The 12518-nt window shown below is 70.2% G+C and carries 9 protein-coding genes; 5 read left to right on the top strand and 4 right to left on the bottom strand.

Annotated elements, in window-relative coordinates:
- Positions 1–38 precede the first annotated feature (38 nt).
- Both M1L58_RS18980 and eccCa read right to left on the bottom strand, forming a co-directional pair.
- Positions 39–1352, bottom strand: coding sequence for a type VII secretion-associated protein (locus M1L58_RS18980; RefSeq protein WP_248660074.1), 1314 nt, complete (start codon positions 1350–1352; stop codon positions 39–41).
- 12 nt (positions 1353–1364) lie between these two features.
- Positions 1365–5459 (bottom strand): type VII secretion protein EccCa, encoded by a 4095-nt coding sequence (gene eccCa, locus M1L58_RS18975; protein WP_248660073.1) that lies wholly within the window; start codon positions 5457–5459, stop codon positions 1365–1367.
- 93 nt (positions 5460–5552) lie between these two features.
- On the opposite strand from eccCa, the gene eccD reads away from it, so the two are divergent.
- Together eccD and mycP are read left to right on the top strand one after the other, a co-directional pair.
- Positions 5553–7106 (top strand): type VII secretion integral membrane protein EccD, encoded by a 1554-nt coding sequence (gene eccD, locus M1L58_RS18970; protein WP_143932746.1) that lies wholly within the window; start codon positions 5553–5555, stop codon positions 7104–7106.
- The gene (mycP, locus tag M1L58_RS18965; RefSeq protein ID WP_248660072.1) at positions 7106–8503 is read left to right on the top strand and encodes a type VII secretion-associated serine protease mycosin; all 1398 of its coding nucleotides are present in this window, start codon (positions 7106–7108) and stop codon (positions 8501–8503) included. The genes eccD and mycP overlap by 1 nt, the downstream gene beginning before the upstream one ends.
- A gap of 15 nt (positions 8504–8518) precedes the next feature.
- Here the strand turns inward: mycP and M1L58_RS18960 are convergent, their stop codons facing one another.
- Positions 8519–9472: a 4-hydroxy-3-methylbut-2-enyl diphosphate reductase gene (locus tag M1L58_RS18960; protein WP_143932748.1), complete on the bottom strand. Its 954-nt coding sequence runs from the start codon at positions 9470–9472 to the stop codon at positions 8519–8521.
- Positions 9473–9525: 53 nt separating this feature from the next.
- Here M1L58_RS18960 and M1L58_RS18955 point away from each other — a divergent pair, with 53 nt between their 5' ends.
- The 3 genes from M1L58_RS18955 to M1L58_RS18945 are packed head-to-tail and all read left to right on the top strand — an operon-like array spanning position 9526 to position 11842.
- A complete protein-coding gene (locus tag M1L58_RS18955) occupies positions 9526–10329 on the top strand; it encodes a lipid droplet-associated protein (protein ID WP_154882756.1) in 804 nt (267 codons plus the stop codon).
- Positions 10326–11591 (top strand): exodeoxyribonuclease VII large subunit, encoded by a 1266-nt coding sequence (xseA, locus tag M1L58_RS18950; protein WP_248660071.1) that lies wholly within the window; start codon positions 10326–10328, stop codon positions 11589–11591. The genes M1L58_RS18955 and xseA overlap by 4 nt, the downstream gene beginning before the upstream one ends.
- Positions 11588–11842, top strand: coding sequence for an exodeoxyribonuclease VII small subunit (locus M1L58_RS18945; RefSeq protein WP_006866030.1), 255 nt, complete (start codon positions 11588–11590; stop codon positions 11840–11842). The genes xseA and M1L58_RS18945 overlap by 4 nt, the downstream gene beginning before the upstream one ends.
- A gap of 25 nt (positions 11843–11867) precedes the next feature.
- Here the strand turns inward: M1L58_RS18945 and M1L58_RS18940 are convergent, their stop codons facing one another.
- Positions 11868–12443 carry a DUF4245 domain-containing protein gene (locus M1L58_RS18940; protein WP_143932751.1) on the bottom strand — a complete coding sequence of 192 codons (576 nt, stop codon included), beginning with the start codon at positions 12441–12443 and terminating at the stop codon, positions 11868–11870.
- Positions 12444–12518 lie beyond the last annotated feature (75 nt).

Below are 12518 nucleotides of genomic sequence, written 5' to 3'. Positions count from 1 at the left end.
ACGCGACCGCGCAGGTCAGGGTCAAAACGCCCATCGGCTCAGTCCACCCGGACCGAGCGGACGGCGCGGGCGCACTCGTCGTCGAGCGACTCGGCCGCCGACCCCGCCTGACAGCCGATGGACACCTGCAGCCCGTTGTCGACGATGACATACCAGCGGATGGAGCTGCCCGAGGCCGGCGCCTCCCGGTAGCTGATGACGTGTCGCCCGGCGTATCGGGTGTCGGCGGAGAACTCGGTGACGACGTCGTCGCCCCGTTGCTCGATCCGGTTGCGGAGGCTGGTGGCGACCGACTGCGGGGTCGAGCCGTCGCGCAGTTCGGTCAGCACCGCGATGATCCGGCGGCCGTCGGCCTCGGAGACGAACACCGCGCGCTGCGTGGTCGGGTCGTCGGTGGTGTCGCCGGGAGTGTCCTGTCCGCTGCGCCTCCAGTCCCCGGGAACCGACAGCGTGGCACGTCCGACGGTGGCCTCGGAGGTCGCCGGTGCCGGGTCGTCCCGCTGCCACCAGCCGACCGCGAACGCGCCGGCGACGACGATCGCCGCCGCGGCCGCCGCACCGGCCAGCACCCGGCGGCTGCGCCGGATCGACACGTCCGTCGCCGGCTCCGCGGGGTCGGCGACCACCGGCACGGCGTCGTCGGCGACACCTCCGGTCCGCCGGCCGAGACGGACGACGAGGTCGCGGTCCACCGGAACGACACGGCCCGCGATCGCGTGCTCGGCGACCAGGCCGACCGCCGCCGCCACCTCCGCGGGGTCGTCGCCGTCGACGAAGACGGCCTCGACCGCGTCGTCGATGATCGTGAGGCCCTCGGCCCGCTGCTCCCCCGGCTCGATCAGCCCGGACCGTTCGAGAACCCAGCCCTCGGGGTGCCGCCGCACGATCTGCACGTCCCACGCCGCCGGTCGCGGACGGGCGGGATCGGCGGGCGGAGTCGGGATGTGCGTGGTCTCGACGACGGCGCAACGCTGCACCGTGATGTCGGCGTGGCTGCGCGCGACGAGGACCGCGCGCGGGAGAAGCGTGAGCGGGGCGCCGCCACCCACATCGGCCAGCGACGACGCGCGTCGCGGTCCCCAGGTGCTCGGATGCCCGACGATGAGCGGGTGTTCGGCCTCGGCCGCGATCCCCAGGTCGGCGAAGGCCATCCGCCACGCCTGCCGCAGGTGGTGCCGCCGGCCGTCGGCGACCACCGTCATCTCGTCCACGGCATCGAGGAGCGGACGCAGGTCGAGCCCGGAATCCCTTGCGCCGCTACCGGGTTCGAAGATCCTGGGTCGGCCGTACGCGAGGTCGACGATTGCGGGACGCCGCCGTATCCCGCTCACGCCCGCACCTGCCTCAGCCATCGCAGATCGTCGTCAGTCCTCGGCCGGCACGAGCGCGACCTGGATCATCTCCTGCGGACGCACGCGGGAGACCAGCTCACCGCGTCCGGGGACCAACCGCTGCATGCGGCTGCGCCCGGTGATGAAACCCTCGTCCCGGTCGCCGCTCATGAGCAGCATGTCCGACGACAGGTCCTTCAGCCGTGCGATCACCGGATCGAACATCGCCCGGCCGAGGCCACCGGAACGGCGGGCCAGGATGATGTGGAACCCGATGTCCCGCGCGTGCGACGCGAACTCGATGACCGGCAGCAGCGGGTTGCCCGCCGAGGTGGACACCATGTCGTAGTCGTCGACGACGAGGTAGACCTCCGGCTTGCCCTCCAGCCACGAACGCTCCCGCAGCTGCGCGACGGTCACGTCGTCAGGGGGCATGCAGCCCTTCAGGTAGACCGCCAACTGGTTCATCAGCGTCATCGCGTTGTCATGTGAACTCGCATAGCCCGCGAGGTGATCGCCGTCGACGATGCCGAGCATCGTGCGGCGGTAGTCGATGAAGGCGATCTTCACCTGCTCCGGGGTCCCGCCGGCGACGAGTCCGCGGACGATCGCACGCAGCACGTTGGTCTTCCCGTGCTCGACGTCGGCGAAGACCATGAAGTGCGGCTGGGCGTTGAAGTCGAGGACCACCGGGGCCAGCTCGAGTTCGCCGACACCGATTGCGACCTGGTTGAGCGACAACGAGACCCCGGCCGCGGCGAGCCCGTTCTGCACCGCCGCCATCTCGATCTCGGTGCTCAGCTTGCGCACCGGCATCGCCGACCGGCCCGGGTACGCGGCGGCCAGTTTCTCCGCCGACGCCGCGACGCCGGCGGGCAGCGACTCGGCGCTGCTGACCGCGTCGAGCCGCGGCAGCGCGATCAGCATGTGCAGTTCCTCCGCGGTGAGACCGCGGCCGGGACGGTTCTGCGGGACACCCGCGGCGGCGCGACGGCCCATCTCCGAATCCGTCGGATCGCCGAGGCGCAGTTCGATGCGTGTGCCCAGCAGGTCGCGCACCGCCGGACGGATCTCGGCCCATCGCGACGCACTGACGATGACGTGGACGCCGAAGGACAGACCCTGGGAGACGATCGTGGTGATCTGTTCCTCCAGCGACTCCAGTTCGGAACGCAGCACACCGATTCCGTCGAGCACGAAGAAGACGTCGCCGAAGCGGTCGCCGGCCAGCGGGTCGTCGGGTGCGACGGTCCCGGTGGCGAACCAGGCCGCGCGGCGGGCCCGGTAGTCGCGCATGGACTCGACGCCCAGACGGGCGAACAACAGCTCGCGCGCCCGGATGATCGCCCCGACCTCGGCCACGGTGCGACGGACGGCGTCCATGTCGCCGCGGGATGCCACCGAACCGACGTGCGGGAGCGCGGCGAGACCGGCGAGACTGCCGCCGCCGAAGTCCAGGCAGTAGAACTGCACCTGTTCCGGGGTGTGGGTGGCGGCCGCGGTCATGATGATCGTCCGCAGCGTCGTCGACTTACCCGACTGTGGTCCGCCGACCACCGCCACGCTGCCGGCCGCGCCGGAGAGGTCGACGACCAGCGGGTCGCGTCGCTGGTCGTAGGGGCGGTCGACCAGACCGATCGGCAGCGCGAGATTCCCGGGTACCGCCGGCTTGGTCCAGTCACGCGCACCGACCAGGTGTTCCACGGTCGGCGACTCGTCGAGCGGGTCCAGCCACACCCGGTGCGCCGGCGGGCCGGCACCCTCCATGCGGCCGACGATGGTCTGCATCAGCGTCGGCACCGACACCGAGGTCGGTTCGAAGTCGACCGGGTCGTCGGGAGCCGCCGCGTCGAGTGCCGGGGGCTCCTCGTCGAGCAGGCTCGCCGCCTGGTCCAGCAGCGACCGCGGCGAACCCTCGTCGAGCGGCACCGGAAGTGCGGTGAAGACCTTGAGGTTCCCCAGCCGCGGGGAGCCCGGCGCGACGGAATCCGCGGAGTCCTCGGCCGCGGTCGGCGAGTAGTACGGACCGGAGCCGTAGGAGGTGTTGAAGCGTACTGGATCGTCTGAGTCGCACTTCAGGTACGCCGAGCCGGGCACGCTGGGCAGGTGGTAGGCGTCGGGGACACCGAGCACCGACCGGGACTCGTTGGCGGAGAAGGTCTTCAGACCGATCCGATACGACAGGTGGGAGTCGAGGCCGCGTAGCTTGCCCTCTTCGAGGCGCTGCGAGGCAAGCAGCAGGTGGATGTGCAACGAACGGCCCAGACGGCCGATCGCCACGAACAGCTCGGCGAAATCCGGCTTCTGCGAGAGGAGTTCGGAGAACTCGTCGACCACGATGAACAGGGCGGGCAGCGGCTCGAGACGCACGCCCGAGGCGCGGGCACGCTCGTAGTCGGCGACGTTGGCGTAGTTGCCCGCCGCCCGCAGGACCTCCTGGCGGCGGTTCATCTCACCCGACAACGCATCTTTCATGCGGTCGACCATCGACAGTTCCTGCTCGAGGTTGGTGATGATGGCCGCGACGTGCGGCGCGGACTCGAGTCCGAGAAACGTTGCGCCACCCTTGAAGTCGACCAGAACCAGGTTCAGCTCGGTCGGCGAATGCGTCGCCAGCATGGCGAGGACGAGGGTTCGCAGGAACTCCGACTTGCCCGAACCGGTCGCACCGATGCACAGACCGTGCGGTCCCATGCCGCCGTGCGCACTCTCCTTGATGTCGAGTTCGACGGGCGCGCCGCTCGGGGTGTAGCCGATCGGCACCCGCAGCCGTTCGCGTCCCGTGCGTCCGCGCCAGGCGGTGGCCGGGTCGAACCGAGCGGCGTCGTCGACGCCGAGGAGTGCGGGCAGACCCGGGTCGGTCGACGTCGCCTCGGACTCCAGATTCGCCAGGGTTGCCGCGGTCGCCAGGCGGTACCGGGCCATGCGGCGGGCGATCGCCTCGGCCTCGGCGACGGTCAGCGAGTCCATGTCGGCGAATTCCTCGACGCCCGCGGCACTCCGCGCCGACACCTTGCCGCCGCGCACCACGAGTTGCAGGCCGCGCCGGGCCGCGAGGCCGTCCGGCGGTGCGGTCAGGTCGAGCACCGTGACCCCCTCCATGCCTGCCGAACTGAGGACGCGTTCGTCGCCGGCGACGTAGCCGTCGTCGATGATGACGACCAGGTGGGCACGGTTCCCGCTGGGCGGGGCGGACCGACTGAACCGGCCACGCTCGAGAAGGTCTGCGGCCAAAGCGTTCTCGAGATCGGCCAGCGTCGGATAGATCATCCGCATCGGACCGATCCCGTCGTGCAGCGTCGGATGTCCAACGTGCGGAAGCCATTTCGCCCAGTCCCAGGCCTCACCCGCCGGGTCGCCGGTGACGATGCCGATGTGGAGGTGGTCGGGACCGTGGAAGGCGCACAGCTCGAGGATCATCGAACGGACGAGTTCGCGGGTCTCCTGCCGCGCGCCCTCGATGTTGATCGCCGGGAAGCCACGCAGCGAGATGGATCGAGGCAGACTGTAGACCGCGGAATGGGTGCGCACGAAGCGTCGCAGCGCGACCATCGACACCGGTTCGATGTCCTCGAGGGGTCCGGTCTCCGGCGGCATCAGACGAGTGGCCAGGCGCTGTACGCCGACGCCCACACGCACGTGGGCGAAATCGTTGTCGGCGGGGCGCCGCTCCCACATGCGACGGCTGCCGACGACGTCGAGCAGTGCGTGCGGGTCGGGATGACTCCAGGTGCGGGCGGCGCGCTGGTTCTCGACGGTGTCGAAGACCTGGCCGCGCAGCTGACCGAGGTAACGGAAGTAGTCCTTGCGCTCCTCGTTGAGTTCTGCGGCGCGCTTGCCACCGCTGCGTCCGCCGGCGGCGAACATGCCGAACATCGACATGAGCATCATCAGCGGGAACATCATGAACAGCGGGTTGGTCAGGATGTTGCGGCCGCCGGTGACCATCATCAGCGCGATCATGCCGACGACGGCGACGATCATGACCACGGGCAGCAGCTTGACGAGCAGATTGCCGGGCACCACGCGAGGGACGTCGGGCGGCGCCTGGATGTTGACCTCACCCCCGGGCATGCGCGGCGGCGTGATGCGTGGCCGACGCACGAACCCCTCAGTGGTCGTGACCACTCGATCCCCCCTGACACCTCGAGCTGTGCATCCCCTGGCGGGCGAACCCGCTGAAGTTGGCTATGTTAGCTGCTGAACCGAGGATTGACCTGTATGTCACCTGTGGACGGATTCGCACCGGGACACCCGACGACCGCCGCGGACGGCACCGGCGGTGACCGGCAGCGCTCGGACATGTCGGTCGAGCCGCAACTCGTACGCGTGTCGGTGCTGGGCGGCAACACCCAGCTCGACGTCGGCCTGCCCGCCGGCATCCCGATCGCCGGGCTCATCGGCGACCTCGTCGCGCAGATCGAGTCGCGCAACCCCAACCGACACGACCCGGACGACCCCGACGCCGATACCCGCGGCCGCGGCCGTCCGCACGACCGGCAGAACCGCTGGACCCTGGCCCTGGTCGGCCAGGAACCGCTCCCCCTGCACCGTTCGCTGTCGGAGTCGGGCATCCGCGACGGCGATCTCCTCCTGCTGACCTCCACCCGCACCGGCGAGTCGCCCGTCCTCTTCGACGACGTGGTCGATGCCGTTGCGCGGCTGAACGAATCGCAGTTCGTGGGCTGGACCGCGACCTCGGCACGATACGTGGGATACGCGCTGGCCCTCCTCGCGGCGGTCGCTGCCGGGGCGGGGCTGGCCGCGAGCCGGATCGACAGCGGCGCACTGTGGCTCGCCGGAGGGTCCGGGCTCGCGGTGATCGGACTCGTCACCGCGGCGACGATCGTCGCACGCTACTACCGCGACCAACTCACCTCGACGATCCTGTCCGTCTGCGCGGCGCCGATGGCGTTCGTGACCGGCATGATCCTCACCCCCGGTTCCTACGGTGCCGCGCATCTGACACTCGGATTCGCCCTCACCCTGGTCACCGCCGTCATCACCTACCGGATGACCGCGGTCGGCGCGACCGCCCACAGCGCGGTGACCAGCGCCGCCCTCGTCGGCGCGCTCGGCTGCGGTGCGCGTCTGCTCCTCGACGCCGACATCTCCGATGTCGCGGCCGTGGTGGCGGCGGTGGGACTGCTGCTGATCGGCCTCTCCCCGCGACTGACGATCCTGCTCGCCAAACTCCCGCTGCCGCCGGTGCCCACCGCCGGAGCGGCCATCGACGTCAAGGACATCGAGCCGCAGCCGTCCATCGAGGGCATCGGCGCGATCGGGGCCACGGCACTGCCGAAGGCCGATGCGCTGGAACGACGCTCGTACATCGCCAACGCGTACCTGACGGGCATCGTCGGCGGCCTCACCGCCGTCGTGGCGATCGCGGCGGTGCTCACCGCCGCTCCCCTCGCCGGCTTCGAGTGGAAGAACGCCGCCTACGCCGCGATCATCGGCGTGGTCCTCTGCCTGCGCGGCCGCTCCCACAGCGACCTCTTCCAGGCGGCGATCCTCATCATCGGCGGTTCGCTCGTGGTGCTCACGCTGCTGGTGGGCCTGGCGTTCGGGGACGGTCAGTGGCCGATCATCTCCTTCGCGCTCGGTGGCGTCGTCCTCGTCGCCGCACTCGTCTTCGGAGTCGTTGCGCCACATCAGGACTTCTCCCCGGTGATGCGCCGCTGGGCGGAGATCGGCGAGTACATCCTCGTCGCGCTCATCGTCCCGCTGCTGCTGTGGTTGCTCGATCTGTACCGGATCGTCCGGGACATCTGATGTCCCGGGCCACACCCCGGGTCGCGATGCCTGTCGCGCTGACGCTGACCGCGACCCTGCTCGGGCTGACCTCCTCCCCCGCCGCCGCGGTGACCCCGCCGCGCGTCGACTCCTCGGCACTGATCCGTTCGGCGCCGGTCGCACCGCCTGAACCGACCGAGCAGAGCCATCTCTGCAATACCGCAATCCTGACCCGTACCACCGCGAAACCCACTGCCGCACAATCGATGATGAACCTCGAAGAGGCTTGGCGCTTCAGCCGCGGCGCCGGGCAGCGGGTGGCCGTCATCGACACCGGCGTCACGCCGCACCCACGACTGGGCCGCGTCACCGCGGGCGGCGACTATGTCTCCGGCGGCACCGGGCTCGAGGACTGCGACGCCCACGGCACGCTCGTCGCCGGGATCATCGCCGCACGCCCGAGCAGCACCGACGCCTTCGCCGGAGTCGCACCCGCGGCGTCGATCATCGGAATCCGCCAGTCCAGCAGTGCATTCAAGGCGAAGAACAACCGTCGCGATGACGATTCCGCGCCGTCCGTGGGCTCCGGATTCGGATCCGTTCGCACACTGGCACACGCGATCGTCCGCGCGGTCGACCTGCGCGCCACGGTCATCAACATCTCCGAGGTCGCGTGCGCGTCGTCGGCCGCCAAGGTCGACGACCGCGCTCTCGGGGCCGCGATCCGGTACGCCTACGAGCGCGACGTCGTCGTGGTGGCGGCGGCCGGCAACGTCACCCGGGACGGCGCCTGCCGATCACAGAACCCGGCGCCGGCAGCGGGCGATCCCGCGGACTGGGGTTCGGTCACCACCATCGCAAGTCCCGCGTGGTACTCGCCCTATGTCCTCACCGTCGGCTCGGTCGACGCCGCGAGCGGCGCGCCGAGCGATTTCAGCCTGCACGGGCCGTGGGTCGGGGTCGCCGCGCCAGGAACCGACATCGTGAGTCTCGACAGCGCCAAGGGATCGGGCCGACTGGTGTCGGCACAGCGCAGCGAGGAAGGTCCACTGCCGCTGATCGGGACGAGTTTCGCCGCGCCCTACGTCGCCGGCACCGCAGCGCTCGTCCGGGCACGGTTCCCCGAACTGAGCGCCCGGGAGGTGATGGATCGGATCGTCGCGACCGCCCACGCCCCGGGGACCGGTCACGACCAGCGGATCGGCCACGGCGTCGTCGACCCGGTCGCGGCACTCACCGCGGAGCTACCCGCAGCGGAGAAGGCGCGGCCGCAATCGGCCCCGATCGCCGCCCCCGCGCCGCCGACGCCGCCGGATCACACCGCACGCAAAGTCGCGATCGCCGGAGCAGGGATCAGTGCCGCGGTCATCGCCGCGGTCCTGGCCATCGCACTTCCCCACCGCCGGGTCCGCAAACTCGATCCCGACGAGTTCTGACCGGCGACGATCAGGTCAGCTGCTGGAGCGTGCGGGACGCAGCTCGCGCGGCAGCGCGAAGGTCAGGGTCTCGTTGGCGGTGTTGACCGTCTCCACCGTGCCGTAGCCGCGCTCGGCGAGGTAGTCGAGCACACCGCGGACGAGGACCTCGGGCACCGATGCACCGGAGGTGACGCCGACGGTGTTCACACCCTCGAGCCAGGTCTCGTCGATCTCACGGGCGTAGTCGACCAGGTGACCCGCCCGGGCGCCGGCCTGCAGGGCGACCTCGACCAGACGGACCGAGTTCGACGAGTTCTGCGAGCCGACCACGATGACCAGGTCGCATTCGGGCGCCATCGCCTTCACGGCGACCTGACGGTTCTGGGTGGCGTAGCAGATGTCGTCGCTGGGCGGATCGTTGAGCAGCGGGAACTTCTCCCGCAGGCGACGCACCGTCTCCATGGTCTCGTCGACCGACAGCGTGGTCTGCGACAGCCAGACCAACTTGGACTCGTCACGCACGGTCACCGAGTCGACGCTGTCCGGGCCGTCGACGAGTTGGATGTGCCGAGGCGCCTCACCGGCCGTCCCCTCGACCTCTTCGTGGCCCTCGTGACCGATCAGCAGGATGTCGTAGTCATCCCGTGCGAACCGCTTGGCCTCCTGGTGCACCTTCGTGACCAGCGGGCAAGTCGCGTCGATGGTCCGCAGCTTCCGTTCCGCGGCGGACGCGTGGACCTGCGGCGACACACCGTGGGCGGAGAACACGACGATCGCGCCCTCGGGCACCTCGTCGGTCTCCCCCACGAAGATCGCCCCGCGATCGGCCAGGGTCTCGACCACGTGCCGGTTGTGCACGATCTCCTTGCGGACGTAGACGGGAGCGCCGTGCTTGTCGAGGGCGCGCTCGACCGTCTCCACCGCGCGGTCGACACCCGCGCAGTAACCGCGGGGTTCGGCGAGCAGGACACGCTTCGTCTCAGACATGTCTCCCAGGGTACGGGTTACAGACGGGTGCCCATTGATGGCAGAGTGTTGGCATGGATCGCGCACCCTACCCGGCCCGTATCGCCGCAGGTCTGATCGTCACCGCCCTGGAGGAGACGCGTAAGCTTCCCGCGCTGCTCGTCACCCTCCCGATGACCGCGGTCAGCCAGACCCTGCAGGCAGGCATGCGGGCGCAGCAGAACATCGCCGAACTCGCCATCAAGGGCGACGCCGCCCTGGGGATGCTCTTCGACAAGCCCAGCGAACAGCCCGAATGGGCCCGCTTCGACGAGGACGACGAGACCCCGGAACCCGGCTACGACGCCCACGCCGGTGACGTACCGATCGAGAAGCCCACCAGCATCGTCGACGAGGTCGAGGCCGCCGCCGACGGCAACGATCCGGGCGACCAGCCCGGTGAGGCCGTGAAGTCCACCACGGCGTCGAAGGTGACCAACGCCACGAAGACGAGTGGGGCCGCCAAGGCCACGAAGACAAGCGGGGCCACCGAGGTCGACGCGGAGGCCTCCGACGCCGACCTGGCCGCGCCGCCGCGTGCCGACGCCGGCCGCTTCGCGCTGTACAGCTCCGCACCCGAGGAGGTCGTGGACGCCGCGGAGAAGAAGCCGACGGCACCCAAGGCCAAGCCGAAGAACGGGGCCACGCCCGAGATCGTCGTCCTCATCGACTACGACACGCTGACGCTGGCACAGCTGCGCGCGCGTCTGCGGACGGTCGGCACCGACGACCTCGAGACCCTCGTCGACTACGAGAAGGCCAACCGTGGCCGTGCGCCGTTCGTGACGATGCTCGAGAACCGGATCGCCTCGCAGAACAAGCGCTCCACCGAGGCGTGAGCGGGACCTCGCCGAACTCGGCCGAGAATCCGTGGCCGGTACGTACGGTCAACACCAAGATCGCCGACTGGATTCACCGGTTGGGCCAGATCTGGGTGGAGGGGCAGGTCACCCAGATCAGCCGGCGCCCCGGCACTCGCACGGCGTTCCTCACCCTGCGGGATCCGGCCGCCGACATCTCGATCTCGGTGACGTGCAGTCCGGATCTGTTGGCGCGCACCGAGGTTCCGCTGACCGACGGCAGTCAGGTCGTCGTCCTGGGCAGGCCGAGCTACTTCACCGGCCGGGGCACGGTGTCGCTGCGGGTCAGCGACATCCGGCCCGTCGGTGTCGGCGAACTGCTGCTGCGGATCGAACGCCTCCGGCAGTTGCTCGCCGCCGAGGGACTGTTCGACCCCCGCCTCAAACGTCCGCTGCCGTTCCTGCCGCGCTCGATCGGTCTGATCAGCGGGCGGGCCAGCGCTGCGCAGCGCGACGTCGTCAGCGTCGCGACCGATCGGTGGTCGGCGGTCCGCTTCGACGTCCGTGAGGCACCCGTCCAGGGACCCACGGCGGTGGCACGCATCCTCACCCACCTCGCCGACCTCGACGCGCATCCTGACGTCGAGGTGATCATCATCGCCCGCGGCGGCGGCAGCGTCGAGGATCTGCTGCCGTTCTCCGACGAGGCGTTGCTGCGCGCGGTGTCCCGTTGCCGCACACCGGTGGTCAGCGCCATCGGTCACGAGCCCGACAACCCGCTGCTCGACCTCGTCGCCGATCTGCGCGCGGCGACCCCGACCGACGCCGCCAAACGGGTGGTGCCCGACGTCGAGGCCGAACTCGCCGGGATCGACGACCTCCGCCGGCGCAGCGCACAGGCGTTGCGCAACTGGGTGCGTCGCGAGACCGGGGTCATCGAGGGGCTGCGCCGACGCCCGGTTCTCGCCCTGCCCGGTGTGATCGTCGATCAGGAGTCGGCGAACGTGGCCGAACTGGTGCGCGCGCTGCGGCGCGACGTCCGGCGCCACGTCGACACCGAGGACCGCCGACACGAGCATCTCGCGGCGCGGTTGTCGACGCTCGGCCCGGCCCAGACCCTCGCCCGTGGCTACGCCGTGGTGCAGCGCACCGACACCGACGTGACCCACGTCGTCAGCACACTCGACGACCTGCCCGTGGGGGCCGAACTCCGTATCCGGGTCGCCGACGGCGCGGCGCGGGCCACCGTCACCGCGGCCGAGGCACCCACCACTTCCCCTGACGACGAAGGAGATTCGTGAGCACCGACAGCGACGACACCGGCGAGGAGTACACGCCGGTTGCCGAACTCGGCTACGAGGAGGCGCGCGACGAGCTCGCCGACATCGTCAGCACGCTCGAGCACGGCGGCCTCGATCTCGATACCTCGCTGGCCCTGTGGGAGCGGGGCGAGGCACTCGCGACGCGCTGCGAGGAACACCTCCGCGGGGCGCGCGAACGCATCGAGACCGTGATCGCGCAGAAGAATTCGGCTGACGAGGACGACGACTAGCGCTTCCCGGGGCGCTTTTCAGAACTCAGGCGTCGAGCGGCTGCTGCGTCGCCACCGACGCCGCGATCGTCTCGATGTCGGCGTCGGGTCCGCGCGACAGCACACCCACGCGCACGTTGCCGAAGTCGGTGATCCAGAACTTCTTGCCCTCGGAGGTCTCGTAGGTCACCCACTGCCGGCCGCCCGCCTCGCGGGTACCGGTCGCGCCGATGTCACCGTACTTGGTGTCGCCGCCGCCGAGGTACGGCACCAGTAGGTCCTCCGAGGCGTCGGTCTGACTCAGCTGCACGTACGCGCCGCTCGCGCTGAGCCAGCCGACGGTGCTGACCCGATGTCCCTCGATCGCGTCCGACGAGCCGGAGTTCGGCTTCCACCCCTCCGGCGTCGCCGGGCGGCGGATCGGGAACGGCATCTGCCGGGCGTCGGCGTCCAATGCGGTGACCACGTCGAACGCGGGCACCTTGTTGTCCGCCGGGTCCTGGTTCAGTCCGACCGAGCAATTCCCCGACGCGATCGCCACCAACGCGATCAGCGCGAGCAGCGGCACCAACGACCAGAACATGTCCTTGCCGTTGATGAGAATGCGCGGTTTGTCTGCCATGAGGGCGAGTATCCCACCACCAGGGTCAGTCACCGAACGGCCGGTGTGACATGCAAGGATGGTCCCTGAGATCAC

This window comes from Gordonia sp. C13, from assembly GCF_023218005.1.
In the GTDB taxonomy this organism is placed as follows: Bacteria; Actinomycetota; Actinomycetes; order Mycobacteriales; family Mycobacteriaceae; genus Gordonia; species Gordonia namibiensis.
This window is presented reverse-complemented; position numbering and strand designations above follow the sequence as displayed.